At 72.1% G+C, this 26096-nt stretch carries 20 protein-coding genes; 11 read left to right on the forward strand and 9 right to left on the reverse strand.

What is annotated here, in order from left to right; genetic code table 11:
- Positions 1 to 123: 123 nt before the first annotated feature.
- Positions 124 to 546, reverse strand: coding sequence for a subtilase-type protease inhibitor (locus tag ACZ7OO_RS05615; protein ID WP_471501785.1), 423 nt, complete (start codon positions 544 to 546; stop codon positions 124 to 126).
- 324 nt (positions 547 to 870) lie between these two features.
- Between ACZ7OO_RS05615 and ACZ7OO_RS05620 the strand changes: the two genes are divergently transcribed.
- Together ACZ7OO_RS05620 and ACZ7OO_RS05625 are read left to right on the forward strand one after the other, a co-directional pair.
- On the forward strand, positions 871 to 1401 hold the full coding sequence (locus ACZ7OO_RS05620; RefSeq protein WP_471501787.1) for a hypothetical protein: 531 nt from the start codon (positions 871 to 873) through the stop codon (positions 1399 to 1401).
- 222 nt (positions 1402 to 1623) lie between these two features.
- Positions 1624 to 3213: a purine-cytosine permease family protein gene (locus ACZ7OO_RS05625; protein WP_471501789.1), complete on the forward strand. Its 1590-nt coding sequence runs from the start codon at positions 1624 to 1626 to the stop codon at positions 3211 to 3213.
- 228 nt (positions 3214 to 3441) lie between these two features.
- Here ACZ7OO_RS05625 and ACZ7OO_RS05630 read toward each other — a convergent pair whose 3' ends face one another.
- From ACZ7OO_RS05630 to ACZ7OO_RS05640, 3 genes are all read right to left on the reverse strand, one after another.
- Positions 3442 to 5091, reverse strand: a complete 1650-nt coding sequence (locus ACZ7OO_RS05630; protein WP_471501791.1) for an RICIN domain-containing protein — start codon at positions 5089 to 5091, stop codon at positions 3442 to 3444.
- Between the two features lie 467 nt (positions 5092 to 5558).
- Positions 5559 to 5936, reverse strand: a complete 378-nt coding sequence (locus tag ACZ7OO_RS05635; RefSeq protein ID WP_352219142.1) for a toxin Doc — start codon at positions 5934 to 5936, stop codon at positions 5559 to 5561.
- Positions 5937 to 5939: 3 nt separating this feature from the next.
- Entirely contained in the window at positions 5940 to 6179 is a 240-nt protein-coding gene (locus ACZ7OO_RS05640; protein WP_471501793.1) for a hypothetical protein, read from the reverse strand.
- A 176-nt stretch (positions 6180 to 6355) separates the two neighbouring features.
- Here ACZ7OO_RS05640 and ACZ7OO_RS05645 point away from each other — a divergent pair, with 176 nt between their 5' ends.
- The 3 genes from ACZ7OO_RS05645 to ACZ7OO_RS05655 all read left to right on the forward strand — a co-directional run bounded on the left by ACZ7OO_RS05645 (position 6356) and on the right by ACZ7OO_RS05655 (position 8091).
- Positions 6356 to 6844, forward strand: a complete 489-nt coding sequence (locus ACZ7OO_RS05645) for a methylated-DNA--[protein]-cysteine S-methyltransferase (RefSeq protein WP_471501795.1) — start codon at positions 6356 to 6358, stop codon at positions 6842 to 6844.
- A gap of 14 nt (positions 6845 to 6858) precedes the next feature.
- Positions 6859 to 7581 carry a 2OG-Fe(II) oxygenase gene (locus ACZ7OO_RS05650; RefSeq protein ID WP_471501797.1) on the forward strand — a complete coding sequence of 241 codons (723 nt, stop codon included), beginning with the start codon at positions 6859 to 6861 and terminating at the stop codon, positions 7579 to 7581.
- Between the two features lie 129 nt (positions 7582 to 7710).
- Positions 7711 to 8091, forward strand: coding sequence for a DUF2267 domain-containing protein (locus ACZ7OO_RS05655; RefSeq protein ID WP_471501799.1), 381 nt, complete (start codon positions 7711 to 7713; stop codon positions 8089 to 8091).
- 97 nt (positions 8092 to 8188) lie between these two features.
- On the opposite strand, the gene ACZ7OO_RS05660 is transcribed toward ACZ7OO_RS05655, so the two are convergent.
- A complete protein-coding gene (locus ACZ7OO_RS05660) occupies positions 8189 to 11299 on the reverse strand; it encodes a glycoside hydrolase family 2 TIM barrel-domain containing protein (RefSeq protein WP_471501801.1) in 3111 nt (1036 codons plus the stop codon).
- A 272-nt stretch (positions 11300 to 11571) separates the two neighbouring features.
- Here ACZ7OO_RS05660 and ACZ7OO_RS05665 point away from each other — a divergent pair, with 272 nt between their 5' ends.
- Positions 11572 to 13953: a SpoIIE family protein phosphatase gene (locus tag ACZ7OO_RS05665; RefSeq protein WP_471501803.1), complete on the forward strand. Its 2382-nt coding sequence runs from the start codon at positions 11572 to 11574 to the stop codon at positions 13951 to 13953.
- Between the two features lie 12 nt (positions 13954 to 13965).
- Here the strand turns inward: ACZ7OO_RS05665 and helR are convergent, their stop codons facing one another.
- The 3 genes from helR to ACZ7OO_RS05680 all read right to left on the reverse strand — a co-directional run bounded on the left by helR (position 13966) and on the right by ACZ7OO_RS05680 (position 18193).
- Positions 13966 to 16140 (reverse strand): RNA polymerase recycling motor ATPase HelR, encoded by a 2175-nt coding sequence (gene helR, locus ACZ7OO_RS05670; protein ID WP_471501805.1) that lies wholly within the window; start codon positions 16138 to 16140, stop codon positions 13966 to 13968.
- Between the two features lie 112 nt (positions 16141 to 16252).
- Positions 16253 to 17482, reverse strand: a complete 1230-nt coding sequence (locus tag ACZ7OO_RS05675) for a glycosyltransferase (RefSeq protein WP_471501807.1) — start codon at positions 17480 to 17482, stop codon at positions 16253 to 16255.
- Positions 17483 to 17644: 162 nt separating this feature from the next.
- Positions 17645 to 18193, reverse strand: a complete 549-nt coding sequence (locus tag ACZ7OO_RS05680) for an RNA polymerase sigma factor (protein WP_471501809.1) — start codon at positions 18191 to 18193, stop codon at positions 17645 to 17647.
- Between the two features lie 46 nt (positions 18194 to 18239).
- Here ACZ7OO_RS05680 and ACZ7OO_RS05685 point away from each other — a divergent pair, with 46 nt between their 5' ends.
- The 5 genes from ACZ7OO_RS05685 to ACZ7OO_RS05705 all read left to right on the forward strand — a co-directional run bounded on the left by ACZ7OO_RS05685 (position 18240) and on the right by ACZ7OO_RS05705 (position 23772).
- Positions 18240 to 19637, forward strand: a complete 1398-nt coding sequence (locus ACZ7OO_RS05685; RefSeq protein ID WP_471501811.1) for a serine/threonine-protein kinase — start codon at positions 18240 to 18242, stop codon at positions 19635 to 19637.
- A 128-nt stretch (positions 19638 to 19765) separates the two neighbouring features.
- Entirely contained in the window at positions 19766 to 20470 is a 705-nt protein-coding gene (locus ACZ7OO_RS05690) for a DUF4232 domain-containing protein (RefSeq protein WP_471501813.1), read from the forward strand.
- A gap of 223 nt (positions 20471 to 20693) precedes the next feature.
- Positions 20694 to 21947 carry a polysaccharide deacetylase family protein gene (locus ACZ7OO_RS05695; RefSeq protein ID WP_471501815.1) on the forward strand — a complete coding sequence of 418 codons (1254 nt, stop codon included), beginning with the start codon at positions 20694 to 20696 and terminating at the stop codon, positions 21945 to 21947.
- Positions 21948 to 22004: 57 nt separating this feature from the next.
- Positions 22005 to 23264 (forward strand): arsenic transporter, encoded by a 1260-nt coding sequence (locus tag ACZ7OO_RS05700; protein ID WP_352219222.1) that lies wholly within the window; start codon positions 22005 to 22007, stop codon positions 23262 to 23264.
- A gap of 16 nt (positions 23265 to 23280) precedes the next feature.
- Positions 23281 to 23772, forward strand: a complete 492-nt coding sequence (locus tag ACZ7OO_RS05705) for a universal stress protein (protein ID WP_471502344.1) — start codon at positions 23281 to 23283, stop codon at positions 23770 to 23772.
- Between the two features lie 12 nt (positions 23773 to 23784).
- On the opposite strand, the gene ACZ7OO_RS05710 is transcribed toward ACZ7OO_RS05705, so the two are convergent.
- Positions 23785 to 25647 (reverse strand): RICIN domain-containing protein, encoded by a 1863-nt coding sequence (locus tag ACZ7OO_RS05710; protein ID WP_471501817.1) that lies wholly within the window; start codon positions 25645 to 25647, stop codon positions 23785 to 23787.
- Positions 25648 to 26096: the final 449 nt, after the last annotated feature.

The raw sequence follows: 26096 nt of genomic DNA on the forward strand, positions 1-26096 counted from the left end.
GACGGGCAGCCCCACACCATCCGTCCGACTCCCGGTGCGAGATCGCAGGTTCCCCGTAGCAGGGGCCGCACTCCCCAGTTGCGGACCTGTTCCGGCAGTCACGAGGACCGCGCGATCCCGGGCTCAGAAGGCGAAGATGCCGACTCCGTAGGCGTCCCTCATGCACTGGTTGCCGAAGGTGCGCTCATAGGAGACGCGCTTGCCCTGCCAGACGCCCTCGACCGTGACCACGACGGGGTTGTAGAGCTTGGTGCACCACACGTCGGTTCTGGGCGCCAGGGCGTCGAAGTCGCCGCCGGCGCCGCCCAGTTCGGCGCAGGCCTGGGCGGCCGCCGGATGGGTGCCGGACGGGGCCGGGGCGCAGTTGAGGGTGACGGCGCGCTCGGGCGTGGCGGTGGCCGCGTCAGTGCCGTGGCCGGTGGTGAGGACCAGGGCCGACGGCGCGTAGAGCGTGCTCGGGGCGGCGACGGCGGCCCCGGTCAGGGGCCCGCAGACGGCGGCGGCCGTGAGGCCGAGGGTCGCTGCCCAGCGCGCGGGGGTTCGCATTGTGTGCATCCTTCCGCTTGATTTCGACGGGTGCCGCCCACGGCCCGGTGGGTGCCGGGGCGGCGGGCGCCACTCTGCCGAGTCCGCCGTCGAAACACACATCACACCCACAGGTTTCAGTAACCTTGCGTATTGAATCAGTGGCGCGAAGTAACGGAAATCGAACGCATCGACCGCGCAACTGAGCAGTTCTTGATCGCTCGAAACGGCCCGATGGCCGGATCCCATCACCTCGTTAATCGTCCTGAAACATTCCGCTTCCGCTGTCGGCGGACTTCTCCGCAAGCCCTTGCCTTTGCCCTGCAACGGAGTAATCGTCATTACATGATTACTCAGGAGCAACGAGACAAGCTGCGCGGCTGGTTCGCCGGCCGGCTGCCCGACGACCTGTTCGAGGAACTGGTCGAGGTGACGGTGGACCGCGAGGAGATCACCGTCGTCGGGCGCATCCCCGGGCCCAAACTGGCGGAGGGCGTATCGGACGCCGAGCGGGAGGCCGCCGTAGAGGGCCGGATCCAGGAGTTCCGGGAGCGGACCCGGGAGACCCGCATCGGTGTCGCGCGCGAGGCTGAGCACCAGTTCCGGCGCAAGGTGGCCTGGGGTGTGGAGTGCGCCGGGCAGCGGGCGCTGTTCACGCAGGTGGCCGTGCCGGTGATGACCCGGCTGCGCCAGCCCGAGCGCCAGGTACTGGACACCCTGATCGCCGGGGGTGTCGCGCGCAGCCGCAGTGAGGCGCTGGCGTGGTGTGTGCGGCTGGTCCAGAAGCACACCGACGACTGGCTGACCGAACTGCGCGACTCGCTGGAGCATGTCGAACGGGTCCGGGCCCAGGGACCGGACGCCGATCAGGACTGAGACCGATCAGGGCTGACGACCGTCCGGTTATGGCTGAATCATCCACTGTGACTGCGAAAGTTGGATGAATGGTCCACTGGCCGCCCGCGTGACCCGGGCACTAGCGTCGGCAGAACCCCTCGGGGACGGCCTCCGGTCCGTCGCACACCCCGCGACACCGACGGCCGTCCGCCCGCCGCCGCGCCACCCCGCGCTCCACCGCCGTCCCCCGCTGGAGCCCCCTTGTCCTCGCAGCACTCGCAGCCTGCCCCCTCCCCCGCGCCGTCCCTCACCGAGGTCGAGGCCCACGGTGTGGAGCGGATCCCCGACGCGGACCGCACGGCAAGCCCGCTCGACCTGTTCCGGCTCGCCTTCGGCGGTGCCAACACCTTCTCGACCTGTGTCCTCGGCGCGTTCCCGATCCTGTTCGGCCTGTCCTTCTGGCAGGGCCTCGCCGCCACACTGCTCGGGGTGGTCGCGGGCGCGCTGATCCTCTGCCCGATGGCGGTGTTCGGCCCGGTCAACGGCACCAACAACGCCGTCGCGTCCTCCGCGCACCTCGGCGTGCACGGCCGTGTGGTCGGCTCGTTCCTGTCCCTCCTCACGGCGATCGCGTTCTTCTCCATCTCGGTGTGGAGTTCCGGCGACGCCCTGGTCGGCGGTGCGCACCGGCTGTTCGGCCTGGAGCGCTCCACCCTGTCGTACGTCGTCGCCTACGCGCTGTTCGCGGTGCTGGTCCTCGCGGTGTGCGTGTACGGCTTCCGGTTCATGCTGTTCGTGAACAAGGTCGCGGTGGCCTCGGCGAGCGTGCTGTTCGTGCTCGGCGCGATCGCGTTCGCCGGGGACTTCGATCCGTCGTACGCCGGGGTGTTCACGGCCTCGGCGGACGCGGCCACGAAGTCGATGTTCTGGCCGTCGTTCATCGGCGCGGCGCTGATCGTGCTGTCCAACCCGGTTTCGTTCGGGGCGTTTCTCGGCGACTGGTCCCGCTACATCCCGGCCGACGCCCCGCGCCGCCGGGTGGTCGGGGCCGCGTTCCTGTCGCAGATCGCCACGCTGCTGCCGTTCGTCTTCGGACTGGCCACCGCGAGCATCATCGCCGCGAAGGCACCGAAGTACGTCGACCCGGCGGCCCCGGACTTCGTCGGTGGTCTGCTGGCCATCTCCCCCGGCTGGTTCTTCCTGCCGGTCTGTCTGCTCGCCCTGATCGGCGGCATGTCGACGGGCACGACCTCGCTGTACGGCACCGGCCTGGACTTCTCGTCGGTGTTCCCGAGGCTGTCGCGCGTCCAGGCGACCGTGCTCGTCGGCGTGTTGTCCATCGCGTTCATCTTCATCGGCCGCTTCGGCCTGGACCTGGTGCAGTCGATCTCGACCTTCGCCACGATGATCATCACCTGCACCACGCCATGGATGGTCGTGATGATGCTGGGCTTCTGGACCCGGCGCGGGTGGTACGACCCGGACGCCCTTCAGGTCTTCAACCGCCGCCAGCGCGGAGGCCGTTACTGGTTCTCGCACGGCTGGAACTGGCGCGGGATGACGGCCTGGTGGGTCTCGGCGGTGATCGGCGTGCTGTTCACCAACATCCCGGGCCAGTTCGTCGGTCCGCTGGGCGACCTCGCCAACGGGGTCGACATCAGCCTGCCGCTGTCCCTCGCGGTGGCCACCGCACTGTTCCTGGCGCTGCTGCGGCTGTTCCCGGAGCCGCGCGCGGCCTACGGTCCCGACGGACCTCGACTGGCCCGGACCGTCGACGTACCGGTGCCACCGATCACCGGCCCCGGCACCGAACCGGACACCGCCCGGCCTGCGGCGACGGCCGCGAGCTGACGCGGGCGCCCTGACCGCGCCCCACAGGGCGCGGTGCGGCACCGACGTGCGGCCCTGCCACGTGGGCCCGACCGGCCTTGGCGGGCGCCCCGGCGGCCGGGGTGCGGCGCCGCGCGCCATTGCCGCGCGTGCTCGCGCCGCACCGCGGCGACGGGACACGGCCGGGAGGTCCGGAGGGCCGCGACGGGCCGGGGCGGCCGCTCGGAGCAACCACCCTGACTCAGAAGACTAGTTGCCGGCCAGTTCCGCCGGCTGGGCCGAAGGTCCTCCGGTTCCGGCGACGGAGAGTGAGCCGGGGCTCTGGGACGGGGCCGACGGCGGGTCGGTCAGCCAGTGCTGGCCGGTGGAGCGGTCGCGGACCTTCACGACGACGTCGGCGCCCGCGTCCTCGCCGGCCGTGGCGAGGGCGAGGGTCTCGTCCCAGCGGGGCAGCAACTCGCCCTGGGCGGTGAGGCCGTAGCGCACGTCCTCGCCACGCTCGGCGTCGGCGTCCGCGCAGGTGCCGAGGATGACCACCCCGCCGTCCGCGTGCGAGTCCAGGCACAGCCCCTGGTTGGCCACGCTGCGCAGCTCGCCGTCGCTCTCGTAGGTCCACTCCTGGGTCGAGGACGAGGAGCACACCGCCAGGACGACGCTCGCCCCGGCCTTCGGCGCGCCGTTGACGTCCAGGCACAGCTGGGCGGCGGCGTTGCGCAGCCGGGTCTCGTGGTGGGCGGCGGGCAGTCGGGCCTTACCGGAGGTCCCAGCCGTGCCGGAGGTGGGCGTCGCCTCGGGGTCGGAGCCGCCGGGCACCAGGCCGGCGGAGGCCACGGCGTCCTTGCCGTCGCCGCCCCCCGACAGCGTACTGACGGCGAGGACGGAGGCCAGCAGGCCCGCGCCGGCGACGCCGACGCCGGTCAGCAGCGTCTTCGACGACCAGGACCCCGGGGGACGGCGCACCGGCACGGGGATGCGGGCCAGGAGCCGGGTCCGGGCCGCCGCGCGGCGGCGCCCGCCTCCGGAGCGCCGGGAGGCGGAACGGGTACGCGGCTCCACCTCGCCGCCGTTGCGTCCCGGGCGCGAGTCGAGGTAGCGGCGGGCTCCCCAGCCGAGCACCGCTTCGACGAGCAGCACCCCCAGGCCGCCGTCGACATGGCCGAGCTGTTCGGCGGCCGCCCGGCAGTACGGGCACACCGCGAGATGCTCCTGGACATCCGGCAGCAGAGCGCCGCCGCGGCGGAGCGGAACGTCCAGCAGCCGGTTGTAGTAGCGGCACTCCTGGGACGGCGCGAGTTCCCGGTGGGCGCGGACACAGCCCTCCCGGAATTTCTCCCGGGCGTCTTCGAGAGCGGCCCCTGCGGTTGTCGTGTCCATGCCCAACAGACCGGCCGGTACGGTTATCGGTTCCGCCTCGACCTCGATGTGCCAGAGCAGACTCTGGGCGAGCGCCGGAAGACCCAGGAATGAACGCTCCGCGAGGGTGCGGTTTTCCGGTGTCATGGACTTCGTGGCACGCATACCGCGACCGCCGGCCGGCTTCCCGAGGTCGGGGAGAACCTCCGATATTCGGTCCTCGGCTGACCAGTTGGCGACCGTGTCACGGACGGATACCAGCAGCCGGGGCCGGAGCGCGTCGGCGGTCTCCCCCAGGGCCACCCGGTCGAGGACCTGATGGAAGGCGGCGGCCGCGACCATGTGGGCGACGGGCCCGGAGGCGGCCAGGCAGATGACCGCGTATTCCTGAACCGGACGCCAGTGCCGGGCCATGAGCAGCGCGGCGGACCGGGAGGCCTCGACGTCGGAGCCGGCGCGCAGCGGGGCGGCGAGGGACTCGTCGGACTCCCCCGCACCACCGCCCGGCGGCGGATAGGGGGGGCGAGGCGGGTGGGGGGTGGGCACGGAGCGGATTCCTTTGGTGCGGTGGTGCGTACCTCTTCGGTGCGCTTGCGGGGAGCGGGATTTGACCGACATGACGTCGGTCGCGTTCCCCAACTGCGGAATAGTTCCTGGCCATTACTCCCCGCGGGGATGATTCACCCTCGCACAAGTCTCACACAAGCAACAAGGCACCTGTACAACATCGACAGCATTGACAGAAAGTCAGAAAGGCGGCCGCGGCCATTGTCCGGTCACGGCCGTATTCACCTTTCCGCACACCCCGTGTGAACGGTGCGCCCACTCCGGTCCCGCGCGCACACTCCCGGCCCACCTGTACGGGTGGTCCACTGGAAACCGGCCCTCCTCGCACGGCCCCGCGCAGAACGGCGGCTCTTCTGCGCGAAACAGGCCGCCGGCCCCGTTCCTCCCGCCCGTGGCCGGCGGCCCCCGAGGAGCCGGAGGCAGCCTCCCCCGCAGGTCCGGGCGGGTCAGAGCTGCCAGGAACGGAGCCGGTCCGCCGCGGCGTAGACGTCGGCTTTGCCGTCGATCAGGTCGCGGGCGAGGTCCACGAGGGCACCGTAGGGCGGGTCGATGCCCACCCCGCTGACGAACATGTAGGCCACGGCGGTCGCGCAGGCGAACCGGGCGTTGGCCGAGGGCAGCGGCTTGAGCAGGGCCAGGGTGTGCAGCAGGGCGGCGGCCCGCCAGGCCGGGTCGGAGTCCACACCGAGCCGGGGCGGGTCGACGCGGTGCCGGGCGACGGCGGCGACCAGCGCGGAGAAGTCGTCGACGGTGGGCTGGTCCGGCAGCACTTCCTCGTGGCGCTGCAGGAGCCAGGGCACGTCGATGTGGATGACCGACGGCATGGCTCAGGCGGCCTCGCCCTTCGCGCGTGGCTCGTCGTCGGGGAACGCGGCCGCGAACTCGGCGGCGTGCGCGGCGAAGAACCGGCGGAACTCCTCCGCCCCCTCCTGCAACGCCCGGTGCCGGGCAATGTCGGCGGCGGCCGCCTCACGGACGAGGGCCTTCATGGACGTACCGCGCTCCTTGGCGATCTGCCGCAGGTCCTCTAGCTCGCGGTCGGTGAACTCCACGTTGAGAGCTGGCATGCCCTTCACCGTACCGCGAGGGTACTCACCCGTAAATACCCGCAGGTCAGGACAGACTGTTTGCGGTACCTCCGGACCCGCAGCGCCATGTCCGTTTTCCGCCGGTCATCCCGCCGGTCCGGAGCCACACTCGATCTCACGACGCTCACGACGTCACAGGAGAGCGAGGAAGAGCAATGGACGTGTACACCGTGTACGACAGCCCGCTGGGCGAGCTACGCCTGGCCGGCGAGGAATCGCCCGGCGGATTCGTCCTCACCGGGCTGTCCCTGCCGGGGCAGCCGAGCAGGCCCGCCGCCCGCCGCGACGGGCCCTTCACCGAGGCGGTCGGCCAGTTGGACGCCTACTTCGCCGGCCGGCTCACCCGTTTCGACCTGCCGTGCGCCGCCCACGGTACGGAGTTCCAGCAGCAGGTGTGGCGGGCGCTGGACGACATCCCGTACGGCACCACCACGACGTACGGCGACCTGTCCCGCCGACTGGACGTGCCCCGCGCCGACATCCGGGCCGTGGGCGCGGCGGTCGGCGCCAACCCCCTGCTCCTGATCCGCCCCTGCCATCGCGTGATCGGCGCGGACGGATCGATGCGCGGGTACGCGGGCGGGATCGAGAACAAGGTACGGCTGCTCACCCACGAGGGTGCACTGCAGCCGATGCTCGGCTGAGGAAGGGAGCCGCCATGACCTACACGCTCACCGAGGCCCGCCGACGCGTGGCCGGCACCGACTGGGACGCGCTCACGGCCGAGCTGGACGAACTGGGCAGCGCCCCGACCGCTCCCCTGCTCACCCCGGAGGAGTGCCGGGAACTGGCCTCCCTGTACGAGAAGCCGGAGCCGTTCCGGACCACGGTGGACCTCGCCCGGCACCGGTTCGGCTCCGGCGAGTACCGCTACTTCACCCATGAGCTGCCCGCCCCGGTGGCCGCGCTGCGTGCCGCCCTCTATCCACGGCTGCTGCCGATCGCCCGGGACTGGGCGGTCCGCCTGGGCCGCCCGGCCCCCTGGCCCGACGCACTGGACGATTGGCTGGAGCGCTGCCACGCCGCCGGGCAGGACCGCTCCGCCCAGATCCTGCTCAGCTACGGCCCCGGCGACTGGAACGCCCTGCACCGGGACGTCTTCGGCGATCTGGTCTTCCCGCTCCAGGTGGTCGTCGCCCTGGACGTGTACGGCGAGGACTACACGGGCGGCGAGTTCCTGATGGTCGAACAGCGTCCGCGCGCCCAGTCCCGGGGCACGGCGACACCCCTCCGGCAGGGCCACGGCCTGGTGTTCACGACCCGCGACCACCCGGTGCGCACCAGGCGCGGCTGGTCGGCCGGGGCGATGCGGCACGGCGTGAGCACCGTACGCTCCGGCCGCCGCCGCACCCTGGGCCTGGTCTTCCACGACGCCGCCTAGTAGTGACTCGCAGAACTGGCCGGGAGGTGAAGCGCTCGTTCCGCGGTGCCCGCGCGAGGACCGCTGTCGCGTGCCAGGCTGGTCGAAGGGCCGCATGTCCGGATGAATGCCAGCAAAAGGGTAGACGGCATGGAAGATAAGGAATTCATCCAGGCGGTGTCCGAGCGCACGGGCCTGACACGGCAGGAGGCCGCGGACATCACCCGGGCCACGCTCGAGACGCTCGCCCATCGGCTGAGCCCGGGCGAGGCCAGGGACCTGATCGTGGAACTCCCTGAGGGCCTGGCGGAGTACGTGCGCCGGGGAGCCACGGAGCGGATCGAGCGCTTCGGCTATCGCGACACCGTACGGCAGGTCGCCGAGCGCAACATGCTCAAGGAAGAGGAGGCCGACCGGGGTGTCCGCACGGTCCTGGCCGAACTCCGCGAGGCGGTCGACGACAAGGAGTTCAGCGACCTCATGTCGCAGCTCGGCTCCGAGTTCCGCCAGGCGGTGGCGTCGGCCGAGTGATCGACCACGGCGCGACACCGCCGCAAGGGCAGGTGGAGCCCCGTGACCGTGGGGCTGCCCATCCCCGCCGACGGCGCGGCCGCCGGCGGGTGTGCGCTCAGCTCGCGGGCATCTCCAGCCTGCTGATGCGCACCGCACCCCTCGCCTCGCCCGGGTAGCGGCTGGTGAGGGTGAACCGGATCCGGGAGCCGCGCACCGCGTCGAAGGTGATCACCGTCGGGGTGTCCGAGGCGGTCGCCCACTCCACCGCCACGCCTTCCGCCGGCACATAGGACCGCCCGTCCCACACCGCCACGTCGACCGACGCCGGCAGCGCGTGCGTCGCGTCGGCCGTGAAGGAGACCTCCGCCCGGTCGAAGGCGCGACTCCGTCCGTAGTCGACCGACACCCAGTCCTTGGTGCGGCCCCCGTTGAAAGCGGGCAGCAGGGCCGTGGCCGACTTGGCGAAGGCGTTGGACCAGCCGGTGGCCGGGTCGCCGTCGAGCATCGCGGCCGGGAGGGTGTCGGGGCGACCGGAGTAACCGGCGTCGGCGTGGGGGTAGTCCACGGGTGCCGGGTGGCCGGGCCCGAAGTCGGGGGCGGCCGTGCGGGTGACCGAGTGGGCGGCCGTTGCGCGCACGCTCACTGTTCCCTCGCGCAGGCCGTCCACCCGTGCCGTCACCTTCACGGCGCCCGGCTCGGTGCCGGACCGGACGATCGCCAGGGCCTTGCCGTGGAAAGTGGTTCGGGTGCTGGCCTGGTAGCGCTCGGCGCTCTCCTCGCGGCCGTTGTCGAGCCCGGCGAGCGAGCCGCCGGCCACCGCGAAGGAGACGAGATGTTCGGCGTCGGGCACCACCACGCCATGCGCGTCGACGATCTCGGCGGTCACGAAGACCAGTGAACGCCCGTCAGCCGCCACGGACTTGCGGTCGGCGGTGAGGCGCACTGCGTGCGGGGCGCCGGCGGTGCGCAGGACGTCGGTCGCGACCACCTTGCCGTCGCGCCGGGCCACCGCCTTCAACTCGCCCGGCCGGTAGGGCACCTCCCAGATCAGGTGCAGCTTTCCGGCGCTGCCGTTCGGGCTGGTGTAACTGCCGGGATAGGGGCCGGTGGTGAAGGTCTTGTCGTCGCCGGTGGCCTCGGTGGTCTCCAGGTAGGTACGGCCGTCGACGGTCTTCTTGACGTCGAACTCCCTTACGCCCAGGGAGTTCCCGTTCAGGAACAGCTCGACCGAGGGCACATTGGCGTACGCCCACACCTCGACCGTGTCCCCCGCCTCGTGGTTCCAGCTCATCGGCAGCAGATGCACCATGGGCTCGCTCACCCACTGGCTGCGGAAGAGGTGGTACATGTCCTTCGGGAAGCCGGCCGTGTCGACCGCGCCGAAGAAGGACGCCTTGACCGGGAACACGTCGTACGGCGTCGGCTCGCCGATGTAGTCGATGCCCGACCACAGGAACTGACCCGCGAACCACTTCCGGTCCCGGTCCTTCTTGTGGCCGTACTCCCCGCTCATCGTCCAGGAGGCCAGGTTGTTGTCGTAGGACGAGGTCGCGCGGCGGCCGGGCGTGTGGTTCTCCCCCGTGTTGAGGTGTTCCGGCTCCTGGTAGGCGCCGCGGGTCGAGGTCTCCGAGGAGGACTCGGACTCGAAGAGGAAGAGGTGCGGGTAGGCCGCGTGCAGCGCGTCCACGGACTTGGCGGTGTTGTAGTTGAGGCCGAGTCCGTCGAGCTTGGCGAGCATCAGGTCGGCGGCGGAGCCCTGCTTCGGTACGCCGCGGTACTTGTCGGAGCCGATGACGAGGGGGCGGGTGTCGTCGGCGGCCTTGACGGCGGCGATGATCCGGTCGGCCATGGCGAGGCCGGCGCTGGAGGTGGAGTCGGGGATCTCGTTGCCGATCGACCACAGGACGACGGCGGGTGAGTTGCGGGCCGCGAGGACCATCTCGGTGGCGTCGCTCTCGCACCACTCGTCGAAGAACCGGCCGTAGTCGTACCTGGTCTTGCCGGTCCGCCAGCAGTCGAAGGCCTCCACCATCATCACGATGCCCAGTTCCTCGCAGACCTCGATCATCTGCGGCGAGGGCGGGTTGTGCGAGGTGCGGAAGGCGTTGACACCCATCGACTTCATGATGGTCATCTGTCTGCGCACCGCGTCGGCGCTGATCGCCGCGCCCAGGGCGCCCTGGTCGTGGTGGAGGTCGACGCCCTTGATCTTGGTGTGCACGCCGTTGAGGGAGAAGCCGTCGTCGGGGTCGAAGCGGTAGCCGCGGATGCCGAAGACCGTGCGGTAGGTGTCGGTGGTGGTGCCGCCGACGCGGAGTTCGGTGTGCAGGGCGTAGCGGTGTGGGGCCTCGATGTCCCACAACTTGGGTCTGTCCACGGTCAGTTCATGGGTCTCGGTGGTCCCGCCCGTGCCGCTGACGGTGACCGTGGAGGAGGTACGGGCGACCGTACGGCCGTCGGGGTCGACGATCCGGGAGACGACCGTGACGTCCGCGCCTTCCCCGGACTCGTCGACGACGGCCGTCCGCACCCGCACCACGGCCCGCTCGGCGCTGATGTCCGGTGTGGTGACGTACGTCCCCCAGCGCGCCACGTGCACGGGGTCGGTCACCACCAGGCGGGCTTCGCGGTAGATGCCGCTGCCCGAGTACCAGCGGCTGCTGGGCAGCTGGTTCTGCACCTTGACCGCGAGGACGTTCTCGGTGCTGCCGTCGGTGTGCAGGAGACCGGTGAGGTCGAAGGCGAAGCCGGTGTAGCCGTACGGGTGGCGGCCGACCTCGGTGCCGTTGCAGTAGATGTACGAGTCCATGTAGACGCCGTCGAACTCCACCGAGATCCGCTTGCCGGCGTAGCCGGGCGGCAGGGTGAAGGTGAGCCGGTACCAGCCGAGGCCGCCCGGGAAGAAGCCGGTGGCGCTGGTGGTGCCGTGGTCGGTGGTGGGTGTCTGCTCGATGCTCCAGTCGTGCGGTACGGCGACCTGCCGCCAGGCCGAGTCGTCGTACCCGGGGTCGGCGGCAGTCGCGTAGGCGCCGGTCGGGTCGGTGATCCCGCCCGGGTTGACCAGCGCGAACCGCCAGCCGTCACGCAGGGCGACCGTGCGGCGGCCGTTGACCTGCGCGGGCGTCTCCGCCGCTGGGGCCGCCCAGGCGCCCGGAGCGCCCAGCAGGGCGCCGGCCGTCGGGGCTGCCGTGGCGGCTGCCAGTACCGATCTGCGAGTGACCGTCATGGTGCGGCTCTCCCTCATCAGGGCCCAGAACTACTCACAACTGATCGTGAACAAACAGATTCTGACGGGGTGCCACTTGCGGCCGTCAAGGGTCCGGAAGCGATCGGTCATCACTTTCGTCCCGGCGGCCGGTCCTCGTTCGGCTCGCCGGACAGGGGCCGGTACTTGCCGACCGGCCACCGGTGCCTGCCGGTCCGGGGAGGGCCCGACGCACTAGGCTGAACACGGGTGGTGCACCTGTTGACTGTGAGTGTGCGCTTGGGAGTGGCGAGATGAGCCGGGTCTATCCGTTCGACGATGCGGCGACGGCCCGGGCTGTCATCGACGAGGACGGCACACTGGTCGAGTGGAACGAGGGCGCACAGCGGCTCCTCGGCCACTCGGCCCAGGATGTCGTGGACCGGCCCGCCGCGCTGCTGCTCGCGGGGGACCCACCGCCCGCGCCCGTCGGCGCCCGCTGGCACGGCACCCTCCCACTCCGTCACCGGGACGGCCGTACGATCCCGGTCTGGCTGCTCGCGCACCACCACGCGGCACACGACGAGCGTCCCGGCCGCTGGCTCGTCTTCTCCCCGGTGCCGGGCGGCGAACCGCCCGCCCCGGACGATCCGCTGGCCACGGCCGCACTCGCCCAGTCGCCGTGCGCGCTCGCGGTCTACGACGAGCACCTGCGGCTGCGCCGGCAGAACGACGCGATGGCCGAGGTCGTCGGGCTGCCCGGGGAGCGGATCCAGGGGCTCAGGGTCACCGAGATCGGCGGCAAGCCGCAGAGCGAGGAACTGGAGCAGAACATGCTCCGGGTGTTGGCCTCGGGCCGCCCCCTGGACGTACAGACCTATGCGCGCACCGGCGGCGAGGACCGGGAGCACGCCTGGCTGGCCCGGCTGGCGCCGATCACCGATGACTCGGGGCAGGTGCGGGGGGTGAGCCTGGCCGCACACGACTTCACCGAGATCTACGAGGCCAGGGAGCGGCTCCAGCTGGTCAACGAGGCGAGCGGGCGCATCGGCAGCACCCTGGACGTCACCCGTACGGCGCAGGAGCTGGCGGACGTCTGTGTGCCGGCGCTCGCCGACTTCGTCACCGTCGACCTGCTGGACCCGCCGGAGAACGGCGGCGACCTCCCCACCCGGCTGACGGCGCCGGTCACGCTGCGCCGCATCGCGCACCAGTCCGTGCTGCCCAGCGTCCCGGAGGCGGTCCTCAAGCCTGGCCACAGCGAGTCCTACCCGACCTCCTCACCGCACGTCGTCGCGCTGACCGAGGGACGCAGCATCGTGGCCGAAGTGGCGTCCGGCGAGATGGCGCAGTGGTTGGACCTGCACAAGCTCCGCGGGGAGCGGGAGCGCGAGTTCGGCGTCCACCCCTCGATGGCCGTGCCGATCCAGGCACGTGGGACGACCCTGGGGGTCGCGGTGCTGACCCGGCACCAGCGGCCCGACCCGTTCGGCCCGGACGACGTGCTGCTGGCCGAGGAGATCACGGCCCGCGCCGCCGTCTGCATCGACAACGCCCGCCGCTACTCCCGCGAGCGCGAGACCGCCCTGGCCCTGCAGCGCAGCCTGCTGCCCCGGACGCTGCCGCACACCGCCGCCCTGCAGGCGGCCTCCCGCTATCTGCCGGCCGCCCGGGCCGGGGTGGGCGGCGACTGGTTCGACGTGATCCCGCTGTCCGGGCTGCGGGTCGCCATGGTCGTCGGAGACGTCGTCGGCCACGGTGTGCAGGCCTCGGCCACCATGGGCCGGCTGCGCACCGCCGTGCGCACCCTGGCCGACATCGACCTGGCCCCGGACGAGCTGCTCACCCACCTCGACGACCTGGTGGTCCGGCTCTCCGAGGAGCACGGCGGCGACGGCAGCCCCGGCGAGGTCGGCGCCACCTGTCTGTACGCCGTCTACGACCCGGTGTCCCGGCGCTGCACTCTCGCCCGTGCCGGGCACCCGCCCCCGGTGGTGCTGCGCCCGGGCCACCGCCTCCACGAGGTGGACCTGCCCGCCGGTCCCCCGCTGGGCCTGGGCGGGCTGCCGTTCGAGTCCACCGAGATCGAGCTGCCCGACGGGACCGTTCTGGCCCTGTTCACGGACGGGCTGATCACATCCCGGCGCCAGGGCCCGGACACCGGCCGCCGACTCCTGCACGAGGTGCTGGCCGCCTACAGCGACTCGCTGGAGGAGACCTGCGACCGGATCCTGCACGCCCTGTTGCCGTCGGGCGGCGTCGCCGACGACGTGGCCCTGCTGCTGGCCCGCACCCAGGGCCTGCCGCCGTCCCGGGTGGCGACGTGGGACATCCCCGCCGACCCCGCCCTGGTCGCGCCGATCCGCAAGCAGGTCGTGGAGCAGCTGGACAGGTGGAACCTGACCATGGCCGCCTTCACGACGGAGCTGGTGGTCAGCGAACTGGTCACCAACGCCATCCGCTACGGCTCCCACCCCATCCGGCTCCGCCTGATCCACGACACGACCAGGCTGATCTGCGAGGTCTTCGACAGCAGCCACACCGCCCCGCACCTGCGCCGGGCCAAGACCTGGGACGAGGGCGGCCGGGGCCTGCTGCTGGTGGCACAGCTGACCCAGCGCTGGGGCACCCGGCACACGGCCGAGGGCAAGACGATCTGGGCCGAGCTGTCCCTGTTCGAGGAGGACACGCCCTAGAACTAGCTAGAACTAGGAGGTGCTCTTCAGCACGACCAGTTGCCGGGTCGCCCGGGTCATGGCGACATAGCGGTCGACGGCGCCCTCGACGCCCGTGCCGAAGTCCTCCGGGTCGACGAGGACGACCAGGTCGAATTCGAGCCCCTTCGACAGCTCCGGGGTCAGCGACCGGATCCGGGGCGTCGGGGTGAAGGCGGGATCGCCGATGACGCAGGCGATGCCCTCGGCGTGGGCGGCGAGCCAGCCCTCCAGGACCGGGGTCAGCTGCTCGACGGATCCGTGGACGACGGGCAGGCCGCTGCCGCGGATCGAGGTCGGCACGTTGGCGTCCGGGAGCGCGGCCCGGATGACCGGCTCGGCCTCCGCCATGATCTCTTCCGGTGTGCGGTAGTTGATGCTGAGCGAGGCCAGGGTGATCCGGTCGAATCCGACCCGCTCCAGGCGTTCCCGCCACGACTCCGTGAACCCGTGCCTGGCCTGGGCGCGGTCCCCGACGATGGTGAAGCTCCGGGACGGGCAGCGCAGCAGCAGCATCTGCCATTCCGCGTCGGTCAGTTCCTGGGCCTCGTCGACGACGATGTGCGCGAACGGGCCGGCGAGAAGGTCCGGGGTGAGGGTGGGCAGTTCGGACTCGTCGACCAGGCTGACCTTGGCGTCCTCGCCGCGCAGCATCCGTACCAGGCCCTCGCCGTCGTCACCGTCGGCGCCGGAGTCGACGGCGGCCCCGATCAGGTTGTCGACGACCTGTGCCATGCGCTCGCGCTGGGCGGCGAGCGCGGCCTCCTGCCGCTGCCTGCGCCGGGCCGCCTCCGGGTCGCCGAGCCGCTGCCGGGCCGCGTCCAGGAGCGGCAGGTCGGACACCGTCCAGGCCTGGGCGTCGGCACGCTGGAGCAGCCGTACGGCGTCGCGGTCGAGCCAGGGGGCGCACATCCGCAGATAGGCGGGCACCGACCACAGGTCCCCGACCAGGTCGGTGGCCTCCAGCAGCGGCCAGGCGCCGTTCAGGGTGTCGACCAGCTCCCTGTCCTGCTGGAGCGACCTGCGGAACCGGTCGGGCGGGACGTCGTCGCCGGCGTACTTGTCCAGCAGGAGGGTCGTCAGTTCCTCCCAGATCTGGTCGCGGCCCTCGTTGTGCGGTGTGCCCGGCCCCGGTCCCCGGAACGCGTCGGCCCAGTCGTCGGCGCTCAGCCACAGGTCGCCCCAGTCGGTGGCGACCGTCATCCCCTCGGCGGGCGGCTCCTCATAGAAACGGACGGCAGTCTCGATCGCCCTCACCATGTCCACGGTCGACTTCAGGCGGGCCACCTCGGGGTCGGCCTCGGGGGTCGCCGCGGCTCCTTCGTCGACGAGGTCGGCCAGGACGCAGGTCTGCACGCCCTCCTCGCCGAGGCTGGGCAGCACGTCGGAGACGTAGTTCAGGTAGGGCCGGTGCGGGCCGACGAACAGCACACCGCCCCGGCGGTGCCCGAGGCGCGGGTCGGAGTACAGCAGGTGGGCGGTGCGGTGCAGGGCGACGACCGTCTTTCCGGTGCCCGGGCCGCCGTCGACGACGAGGGCGCCCCGGGATCCCGCGCGGATGATGGCGTCCTGGTCGGCCTGGATGGTGGCGAGCACGTCCCGCATCCGCTCCGACCGGTCGGCGCCGAGGCTCGCGATGAAGGCGGACTGGTCGTCGAGCGCGGCGTGCCCTTCGAGCCCGTCGGCGGTGAACACCTCGTCCCAGTAGTCGCTGATCCGGCCACCGGTCCAGCGGTACCTGCGGCGGCTGCGCAGCCCCATCGGGTCGGCGTGGGTCGCCGCGAAGAACGGCTCGGCCGCCGGTGACCGCCAGTCGAGCAGCAGCCGACGGCCCTCGCTGTCGGTGAGGCCGAGCCGGCCGATGTACACGGGCTCGGGGTCGTCCGCGGCGACCATGTGCCCCAGGCACAGGTCCAGGCCGAAGCGGCGCAGGGTGCGCAGCCGTCCGGTCAGCCGGTGGACCTCGATGTCCCGGTCCATCGCGGCCCGGCCGGTTCCGCCGGGCGCCCTGAGTTCGGTGTCGAGGCGGTCGGAAAGGTCGGCGATCGTCTCGTCGAGGCAGCGCGCGATGGCGGCGAAGTGTCGCTCGTCGTCGTCGATCAGGGCCGGGGCGGCCTTGGCGGAGAGGCCTTGGGGGAGGTCGAAGGCACGGGTGGTCAGGGGGTTCACTGCATCAGCTCCGTTGGGGGTACCGGGTGCGGGCGGCTCTGCTTGCGTGCGGTTCATGGAAGTCCATGCGCCGCACGGGACAGCCGTGGGCTTCACGGGACATCCGTGCGCCTCACGCGGAGACGGGCGGTGTCTCCCGGCCGGCCTCGTCGAGCAGGAGCTTCGCGGCGACCGTCGCGCCGTCGGGGCGGATGTCTCCGGCCACGGCGGCCGCACGGGCGCGGGTCCCGGGGGCGAGGGCGGTCGCGAGCGCGGCCGACAGGGAGTCGGCGGTCGGGGCCGGCCCGTCGTGGGCCACGCCGATGCCCAGCGCGGCCACCCGGGCGGCCCAGTGCGGCTGGTCCACGATCTGGGGGACGACCACCTGGGGCACGCCGGCCAGGGCGGCGGTCGTCGTGGTGCCCGCGCCGCCGTGGTGGACGACGGCGGCCACCTGCCGGAACAGCGCCTGGTGGTTGACCTCGCCGATCTCGAGGCAGTCGTCCCGGTCGTCGATCGGGGCGAGGTCGGCCCAGCCGCGCCCGACGAGCACCCGACGGCCCCGGGCGCGCACCGCCTCGACGGCCGCCCGGGCGGCGTCCGGCGCGCCGCGCATCGCCATGCTGCCGAAGCCGACGTATACCGGCGGCTCACCGGCCGCCAGGAAGGCCGCCAGCTCGCCCGGAAGCGGGCGCTCGTCCGGCAGCAGCCATGCCCCGGTCTGCACCAGGTCGAAGTCCGTCAGCTCCTGCCACGGTCCCAGAACCGGGTCCGCCGCCAGCCACGGCCGGCCGGTGAGGACGTGGGCGCGGACGTCGTCCACCGGTGGCAGTCCGATCGCCGCCCGATGGGTGTTCAGGGCCTCGCCGTACAGCGCGTTCACCCGCTCGGCGTCCACCTTCCACAGCGTCCGCAGGTCGGCGTCCGGCGGGGCCGGGCGGCCGGGGCGGCCCGACGGCGGAAAGTGCGAGGACGGCATCCCGAAGGGATGGGGGCACGCGAACACGTACCGGATGCCCAGCTTCTCGGTCACGGACCGCACGCCGGCCGGCATCAGGCCGGTCGCCACCACCGCGTCGCACCCATCGGCCGCGGCGGCGACCACGTCGAAGTGCGCGGCGACCAGGTCGGCAGCGAGCCGGAACGCGTCCGACGGCTGCGGATTCGGCCTGGTCACCACCGAGCGCACCGACGGCCCCAACGGCACATGCGCCACGCCCGCCCGGGCCAGCAGCTCGGCGAACTCCTGGTCCGGCGGGGCGCACACCCGTACCTCCGCGCCGAGTCCCCGCAGCGCCGACCCGAGTCCCGCCATCGGTTCGACGTCCCCGCGCGATCCGTATCCCATCAACAACACACGCACTTGGCGAATCCCCCAAATACCGCTGGTTCTGGCTTCGGCCTGCGATTTTGCGGGACGAGGGGGGCCTTGCCGCAAGCCCCCCTGTGCGCTATAAGTTGAGAGTGGCAAGGAGTGGGTGAACTCCTTGCCTTATTTGTTGCTCCTTGCCTTGTTCATCGCCTGTCACGGCGCGCTGAGCCAGGGCCGGACCTGCTTACGGGCCTCATGCAGCCGCGACTTCAGCGTCCCCAGCGGAATCCCCACCCGTTCGGCGACCTCGGCGTAGTCCAGCTGGCAGATGTCCCGGTACACCAGCGGCGCGACCAGCTGCGGATGCTCCCGCTCCAGCCGGTCCAGCGCCTCCAGCAGATCGATCCGGGAACCGGCGATCACGCTGGTGGTGCGCGGGTCGACGTGCTCGGCCGGTTCGATGGTCGCCGGCTGCTCCGCCGCCCGCCGCTTCAGGTCCCGGTACTTCTGCCGGGAACAGTTGGCGACGACCGTGTACAGCCAGGTGCTGAAGCGGCTGCGGCCCTCGAAGGTGGAGATCTTCCGGGAGATCTGGAGCAGCACGTCCTGGGCCGCCTCCTCGGCGTCCTCGCGGCACGGCAGAAACCGGGCGCAGCGTCGTACGACGTCGGGCCAGACCTCTGCCAGCAGCTGGTTCAGGGCCAGCTGGTCGCCGGCGGCGGCCCGCCGGGCGAGGTCTTCGGTCAGCGCGGCGTCCGGCACGGGAGGTCCCCCTCGAAGTCGATCTCAGGCCAGGCATGATAGTCGTATGCAACCCCTGGAGCGGATCGGCCGCTATCGCCTCGAACGGCGCCTGGGCACCGGTGCCTTCGGGACGGTCTGGCTCGCCCACGACGACCAGTTGGACGCCTCGGTCGCGGTGAAGGTGCTCGCCGACAACTGGTCCCACCGTCTCGACATCCACGACCGCTTCCTGTCCGAGGCGCGACTGCTGCGCCGGGCCGACTCGAAGCGGGTGGTGCAGGTCTACGACATCGGCGAGCTCCCGGACGGGCGGCCGTACTTCGTGATGGAGTACGCCGACGCGGGCACCCTCGCCGATCTGCTCGCGGCGGGGCCGCTGCCGGTCCTCGACGCGCTGCGGCTGACGGCGCTGGCGGCGCGCGGCGCGGCGGATCTGCACGGGGCGGGGATCGTGCACCGGGACATCAAGCCGACCAATGTCCTGCTGCGCACCACGCAGGACGGCACCCGACGGGTGCTGCTGGCCGACCTGGGGCTGGCGAAGAGCCTGGCGCAGGCGTCGGGGCTCACGCTCGCCGCCGGGTCGGCGGGCTATCAGCCGCCGGAGCAGGCCGAGCCCGGCGAGGGCGTCGACGCACGCGCCGACGTGTACGCGCTGGGTGCGGTGGGCTACGAGCTGGTCACCGGGACGGTGCCGGGGGCGCCCGGGAAGGTGGTGCGGCCGGAGCGGCTGCGGCCGGACCTCGGGGACGACGTCCAGCGGGCCCTGATGCGGGCCCTGGAGCCGGACCGGCAGCGGCGCTGGCCTTCCGCGCAGGCCTTCGCGGACGAGCTGGACCGGCTGGCGGCAGCCGCCGCGGCGCGCCGGCCACGGCGCCTGGACGGCGTCCGCAGGAACCTCAACGCGATCACGCTGACTGTCGCCGCGGTCCTCGCGGCCGGGGGCACGGCCCTCGCGGTCACGCTGGTCGACCGGAACGGCTCGGCGGGCGACGGGGCGAAGGTCACCGACTCCACCGGGCGGGTGGTGGCCGAGGTGCCGTCCGGGTGGGCGGGTGAGCTGCGCAGCTCCGGCTGGAATCCCAAGGCCCTGGGGCTGGCCTCGGGGCACGAGCCGGGGCTGGAGGTCGCCGACGACGTGTCGAAGTGGCAGGACCTGACCACCGCGGTGAACGGCGTGTTCATCGGCCTGAGCGAACACGGCGACGTCACGGCCAAGATGAACGCCCTGTCCCATGCGCAGTGCCACTACGACGGCAGCCGCACCTTCACGAGCACGTCCTGGAAGGGCCGGGTCCGCACCTGGAGCGACTGTTCCGGCGCCGGCGGCTCGATCCAGGAAGCGGCACTCGCCCCGGCCGACGGGGACGACCAGCCCCAGGTGTATGTCCAGGTACGGCAGAAGGCAGCCGTCGACGACACCGCCACGGACGGCATAATCCGGTCGATCCGGGTCACCTGACTCGATGAACCACGGCGTGCCCTCGAACTTTTCCGCCGTTTCTCGCATCGGATGGGAGTGACGGCGCACGGAGCGCCTCGGGCACGCCCTCGCAGCGTGCCGTAGAACATCCAGGAGTGTGGAGAGACATGGCGCACACGTCCCAGTCCTTGCGGCGCGGGGCGGCCCTGCTCGCGAGCACGGTCGCCGCCCTGGGCCTCCTGACCGCCTGTGGCAACGACAGCCCGGGCAAGTCGCCGGAGTCGGTGTCGGGCACGGCCGCGCCCGCGACCGGCGACTCGGCGGGTTCGAGCGCGTCGGACACCGGTGCCGCCCCGTCCGGCACGGCGTCCCAGAACACCGGCTCGACGACAGGCAGCGGCGGATCGACGAGCGGCGGCGACGGCACGACGACCGCCACCACAGCGACCGGCAGCCGCTGCCACACCTCCGAGTTGACCGCCTCGGTGGGCGGCAACAACCCGGGAGCCGGTCAGGAGAACTTCCCGATCGTGCTCACCAACAAGTCGGGCCGGACCTGCACCGTCCGCGGCTTCCCCGGCGCGGCCTTCGTGAACGCCTCCGGAACCCAGCTGGGCTCCGACCCGCAGCGAGAGTCCGGCAGCACCCCCGCCACGGTCACCCTCAAGCCCGGCCAGAGCGCCTGGGCAGGGCTGACCTTCTCCAACCCGGAGATCAGCGGCGCCAAGACGGCGACCCCGGCCGCGCTGAAGGTCACCCCGCCGGACGAGCGTGACTCGCTGATGGTCACCTGGAAGGGCGGCACGGTCCCGGTCTCCGGCAACGCCTCCTCCGTACGGCTGTCCGTGTTCAGCGCCGGTACCGGTGCCTGACCGGCCCGAACGCCGGCCGCCCGGGTCCTGACCACCCCGCACCCGGACCCCGCTGCCCACTCCCCCCGGGCAGCGGGGTTCGTCATGTCCGGACCACAACTGTCACAGGCGTGCAACACACGCCCTCGGCTCCGATCTTTTCCGCCGGCCCGTTCATCGAACCCGTCGACCACACAGCAGGAGGGCCCCGCGAGGGGCCGGGACGACGGAATCGGGGACGGACATGAGCGGCATCTCTCGCAGGCGGGTCCTGACGGCGGGCGCGACGGCGGGCGCCCTCGGCGCACTGGGCGCGGTGTCGGGGTGCTCGAACGGCAACTGGACCGTGGGCGGCGGCAGTTCGGCCGACGGCGGCAAGAGCGGCGGCGTGCCGGCCAAGCCGCTGAAGCTCATCGGGGACGGCTCCACCGCCGACACCGGCGCGCAGCCGCACCAGCCGAAGGCGACGCGCCTGGCGGCCGGCGCCAAGCCGCCGCAGTTCGTGGTGTTCTCCTGGGACGGCGCGGGCGAACTCAGCAACAAGCTGTTCTCCCGGTTCCGCAAGGTGGCAGCCGACCACGGAGCGAAGATGACCTTCTTCCTGTCCGGCATCTACACCCTGCCCGAGGCCAAGAAGGACCTCTACCGGCCGCCGCAGCACGCCGTCGGCGCCTCGGCGATCGGCTACCTCTCCGACCGGCACATCCACAACACGCTCCAGCAGGTGCGCGCCGCCTGGCTGGAGGGCCACGAGATCGGCACCCACTTCAACGGGCACTTCTGCGGCAGCGACGGTGTGCGCAACTGGTCCCCCGCCGAGTGGCGCAGCGAGATCGACCAGGCGATCGACTTCGTCACCAAGTGGAAGACCAACACCGGCTTCACCGACCTGGACCCGCTGCCCTTCGACTACCGCAAGGAGCTGATCGGCGGCCGCACCCCGTGCCTGGAGGGCCAGACCAACCTGCTCCCGACGGCGGCCGCGCTCGGCTGGAAGTACGACGCCAGCTCTCCCGGCGGTCTGCAGATCTGGCCGGGCAAGGTGCAGGGCAACCGCATCTGGGACTTCCCCCTGCAGTCCATACCGTTCTCCGGGCACTCCTTCCAGGTCCTGTCGATGGACTACAACATGATGTACAACCAGTCCGCCGGTAACCCGCTGGGCGACAAGTCCCAGTACGACGCCTGGCGTTCCCAGGCCCGCGACACCTATCTGGCGGGCTTCGAGCGGGCGTACTCCACCAACCGGGCGCCGTTCTTCATCGGCAACCACTTCGAGCGCTGGAACGGCGGCATCTACATGGACGCCGTCGAGGAGGCGATCGGCAAGATGGCCGAGCACGACGATGTGCGCTTCGTCTCCTTCAAGCAGTTGGTGGCGTGGCTGGAGGCGCAGGACCCGGCGGTGCTGCGCACCCTGCGTACCCTGAACCCGGGACAGGAGCCGACGGGCGGGTGGGCTGAGTTCCTGGGCACGGCGGGTACCCGGTCCTCGTAATCGGTCCGTCTGCTTTCATGGGCGGGCCGCACCTGACCACGCCCCGAGGAACGCCCCCTGAACACCCCGCTCGCCGAAACCCTGTCCGTCCTGCTGCTCGCCGCCGTCCTCGCCTGGGCCGTGATCCGGCCCCGCGGCTGGCCGGAGGCGGTGCTCGCCGTACCGGCGGCGGGGGTGGTGATCGCCACCGGGGCGATCTCGCTGGACCACACCCGGGCGGAGGCCGAACGGCTCGGCCCCGTCGTCGGTTTCCTCGCCGCCGTCCTGGTACTCGCCCACTTCTGCGACGTGGAGGGGCTGTTCAAGGCCTGCGGGGCGTGGATGGCCCACTGGGCGGACGGCCGGCCGGTACGGCTGCTGACCGCGGTGTTCGCCCTGGCCTCGGTGATCACCGCCGTACTGAGTCTGGACGCGACGGTGGTACTGCTGACCCCGGTGGTGTTCGCGACGGCGGCCCGGTCCGGGGTGCGGGCCAAGCCGCACGTCTACGCCTGCACGCATCTGTCGAACACCGCCTCGCTGCTGCTGCCGGTGTCCAATCTGACGAACCTGCTCGCGTTCGCGGCGAGCGGGCTGAGCTTCACCCGGTTCGCGGCGCTGATGGTGCTGCCCTGGCTGGTGGCGATCGGCGCCGAGTACGTGGTGTTCCGGCGGTTCTTCGCCCGCGATCTGTCCTCGGCGGCCCCGGGGTCGAAGGACACCGGAGAGCCGCCCCGGCTCCCGCTCTTCGCGCTGGTGACGGTGGCCTGCACGCTCGCCGGGTTCGTGCTCACCTCCGCCCTCGGGATCGACCCGGCGTGGGCCGCGTGCGCGGGTGCCCTGGTGCTCGCCGGGCGGGCGCTGGTACGACGGCAGGCGACACCGCTGTCGGTCGTGAAGGCGGCCGCACCCGCGTTCCTGGCGTTCGTGCTCGCGCTCGGGATCGTGGTGCGGGCGGTCGTCGACAACGGGCTGTCCGACGCGCTCGGGCAGGTCCTTCCGGGCGGCACGGGGCTGCCGGCCCTGCTCGGCATCGCCGCGCTGGCCGCCGTACTGGCGAACATCGTCAACAACCTGCCGGCGGTCCTTGTGCTGCTGCCGCTGGCCGCGCAGACGGGGCCGGGCGCGGTGCTGGCGGTGCTGCTCGGCGTGAACATCGGGCCGAACCTCACCTACGCCGGTTCCCTCGCGACACTGCTGTGGCGCAGGATCGTGCACCAGCACGACCACGGGGTGGACCTCGGGGAGTTCACCCGGCTGGGGCTGATCGCCGTGCCGACCGCGCTGGCCGGTGCGGTGGTGGCACTGTGGGGGGCGCTCCAGGTGGTCGGGATCTAGGCGGGAGGCCATGGACATGCGGGTGATCGTCTGGCTGGTCGAGGGGACCTGGCCCGCCTGTGTGGACGCGGCGCGTGTCTACGCGCGGGACGCGTCCGAGGTGGTGCTGCTGCACGTGGCCGAGCCGGGGGTGCCCGGGCTCGCGCACGGCGCGTTCGCGGGGCTGCTGGGCCGGGCGGGTTCGGAACGAGACCCGGAGCAGCGGTTGGTGGAGTTCGGCGGCAGGTCGGCGGCGGAACTGCTGGACGCGGCCGAGGCACGGCTGGGGCGGCCGTGCACCCGGCTGGAGCGGACCGGGCGCGTGGAGCGGGAGGTGGTGGCCGCCACAGAGGGCGCCGCTCTGCTGATCGTGGCCAGGGACGGCGACCGGTCCCGGCTGGGCCCGCACAGCCTGGGCAAGGCGGTGCGGTTCGCCGTCGACCACGCGCCGTGCCCGGTGCTGCTGGTGTGGCCGGAGGGGGCGCCGGACCTGACGACGATGCCGCCCCCGCCGCCGCACCACCACTGAGCCCGTACCGGCTCAGTGGCCGCGTTGACCACCACCACCGCCGCCGTAGCCGCCGCCGTACCCCCGACCGTCGCCGTACTGGCCGCCGCCGTAGCAGTAGCCGGGGTACTCCTCGCACGGGTTGTGGCCGGGGGCGCTGCTCGACGGCGTCGGCTGCGCGGTCGTCCTCGACGCCGACGGGGTGGGCGTCGGCGTGGGGGCGGGGGTCTTCGCGGCCTTGGTCGTGGGGGTGGCCGACGGGGTCGGGGTGGGTGCCGGGGTGGTGTCGGCGTCCCAGTTGACGATCTGCATCTGCAGGTCGGGCTGGGAGGTGTCCATCACCCAGCGCTGGGCGGCGACGTTCGCCCGGGTCTTGACCACCAGGGAGCCACCGCCGTCGGTGGCGGCCGGGGCGAGCGCCAGGTCCTGGTCCCAGCGGGGCACCAGGGCGCCCTGGAGGGTGAAGTCGTAGCGGATGCTCCGGCCGCCGGTCCCGGAGGCGGCCGAGCACGGGGCGAGCCGGACGGAGTAGCCGAGGTGCGAGTCGAGGCACAGGCCGGGGTCGGCGCCGTTGCGCAGCAGCCCGTCGTTCTCGTACGTCCACTGCTGGCCGGCGGCCGAGGAGCACTCGGCGAGTTCGGTCTCGGCGCCCTTGGCGGGCTTCTTGCCGACCACGCCGATGCACAGGCCGGAGGCGATGTTGTGCAGGCGCCCGCGCAGGGTGCCCTGGGCGGTCTGGCTGGTGCCGATCCAGGACGGGCCCGAGCTGGAGGTGCCCTTGCCGGGCGTGGCGGAGGGCTTGCCGGCGGCCGCCGGGCCGGAGTCGTCGCCTGAGCCGAGCACCGACCACAGCACCAGCGGCAGTACGACCAGACCGCTCACCGCGCCCACGGCCACGGCGAGGTTGCGGTGGCGCACCCGGCGGGCGGCCCGCTGTTTGGCGCGGCGGGAGAGGGCGGGGTGCACGATCAGGTCCTTGCCCGGCGCGCCCGGCGCCGGCGCGAAGGCCTCGCCGCCCGCGAGACGGCCGTGGGGCGTGGCCTCCTGTTCGGCGGGCTCCTCGGCGAGGCCGGCCCGCGACTCCACATAGGCGTGGGCGCCCCAGCCGAGCACGGCCTCGGCCAGGGCGAGGCCGAGGCCGTGGCCGCCGTTGAACTGGTGGAGCTGGTCGGCGGTGTGCCGGCAGTGGGTGCAGCCGTGGAGGTGCTGCTGGAGGTCCCGGTCGATGTCGACGCCGCCACGCCGGAAGGTCACGTCGATCATCCGGACGTACCGCTGGCACTCGTCCTCGTGGGCGAGTTCGCGGTGCACCTGGAGGCACTCCTCGCGCAGCCGCTCGCGGGCCCGGCGCAGTTCGACCGCCGTGTCCTGCTCGTCGAGGCCCAGCAGTCCGGCGGGGGTCGACAGCGGTTCCGACTCGACCTCGGTGTGCCACAGCACGGCCCGTGAGGACTGGGTAAGGCGCTGGAAGGCGCGGGAGAGCAGTCGCCGGTTCGCGGGCGGGAGCAGCCGGGAGGCGGCCCGCTCCCCCTTGCCGACGCGCAGTTCGGGGTGCAGGAGTTCGCTGCGGCCGTCGTTGTCCCATTCGGCGGCGATACGACGGACGGTGACAAGGAGTTGGGGACGCCAGGCGGCGGTGGGGCCGGTCTGGCGGAGGGATTCACCGAAAAGCCGGGTGAATGCGGCGGTGGTGAGCATTCCCGCGCCGCGGGTTCCGTCGGTGCACAGACGGGCGTAGGCGAAGGCCGCTTCCCAGTGCCGGTCGAGGAGTTCACCGACGGGGTGCAGCGCGGGCGCGGCGCCCGTCCATTGCTTGAGCTCGGCGCTGAGCTGCTCGTCGGTGACGTCGAACGGCCGGGCGGGGGCAGGGGAATTCCCCAGGCCTGCGTCATTCACGGCGGCATTCCTTCCAGACGCAACGCGGGATTAGTCCATACCATCTGGTATGCGACCGGTATGCGACCCGGCCGACGCCATGATCGGATGGGCCCGTTGGGGGTTCGGCCCTCGAACGTCCGCCGTCGGCAGCTCTTTTGAAGCGTGAGGGGCGTACGGGAGCGGCCTCGCGCATGCGGGGGGTGAAAATAATTGTCCGCATGCCGACACGGCACACCTTTGCACAGGCCAGCAGCGCAGAACAAGGGATCCCAGGGTTTTGCGCATTGCCCGGAGCTTGCGCTAATTTGACGAAACGTCAATGAGTGTGCCGACGCATTGTCGTTGTATCGACATCGTAATTCGGGCGGGGATTCGGGGCGGACCGCCCCGCCGACGACACCAACCATTGAACCACGGCCCGACCTGCGCATGCCGCTCGGCCGACGGCGTCCGCGAACCAATGGCCG

The organism is Streptomyces sp. NPDC111744, from assembly GCF_055634995.1.

Bases quoted from the DNA above. Each gene is read 5' to 3' on its own strand.
- ACZ7OO_RS05615 (WP_471501785.1), bottom strand. From the start codon at position 546: ATGCGAACCCCCGCGCGCTGGGCAGCGACCCTCGGCCTCACGGCCGCC.
- ACZ7OO_RS05620 (WP_471501787.1), top strand. From the start codon at position 871: ATGATTACTCAGGAGCAACGAGACAAGCTGCGCGGCTGGTTCGCCGGC.
- ACZ7OO_RS05635 (WP_352219142.1), bottom strand. From the start codon at position 5,936: ATGCCGTCGGTCATCCACATCGACGTGCCCTGGCTCCTGCAGCGCCAC.
- ACZ7OO_RS05640 (WP_471501793.1), bottom strand. From the start codon at position 6,179: ATGCCAGCTCTCAACGTGGAGTTCACCGACCGCGAGCTAGAGGACCTG.
- ACZ7OO_RS05645 (WP_471501795.1), top strand. From the start codon at position 6,356: ATGGACGTGTACACCGTGTACGACAGCCCGCTGGGCGAGCTACGCCTG.
- ACZ7OO_RS05650 (WP_471501797.1), top strand. From the start codon at position 6,859: ATGACCTACACGCTCACCGAGGCCCGCCGACGCGTGGCCGGCACCGAC.
- ACZ7OO_RS05655 (WP_471501799.1), top strand. From the start codon at position 7,711: ATGGAAGATAAGGAATTCATCCAGGCGGTGTCCGAGCGCACGGGCCTG.
- ACZ7OO_RS05660 (WP_471501801.1), bottom strand. From the start codon at position 11,299: ATGACGGTCACTCGCAGATCGGTACTGGCAGCCGCCACGGCAGCCCCG.
- ACZ7OO_RS05665 (WP_471501803.1), top strand. From the start codon at position 11,572: ATGAGCCGGGTCTATCCGTTCGACGATGCGGCGACGGCCCGGGCTGTC.
- ACZ7OO_RS05685 (WP_471501811.1), top strand. From the start codon at position 18,240: ATGCAACCCCTGGAGCGGATCGGCCGCTATCGCCTCGAACGGCGCCTG.
- ACZ7OO_RS05690 (WP_471501813.1), top strand. From the start codon at position 19,766: ATGGCGCACACGTCCCAGTCCTTGCGGCGCGGGGCGGCCCTGCTCGCG.
- ACZ7OO_RS05695 (WP_471501815.1), top strand. From the start codon at position 20,694: ATGAGCGGCATCTCTCGCAGGCGGGTCCTGACGGCGGGCGCGACGGCG.
- ACZ7OO_RS05705 (WP_471502344.1), top strand. From the start codon at position 23,281: ATGCGGGTGATCGTCTGGCTGGTCGAGGGGACCTGGCCCGCCTGTGTG.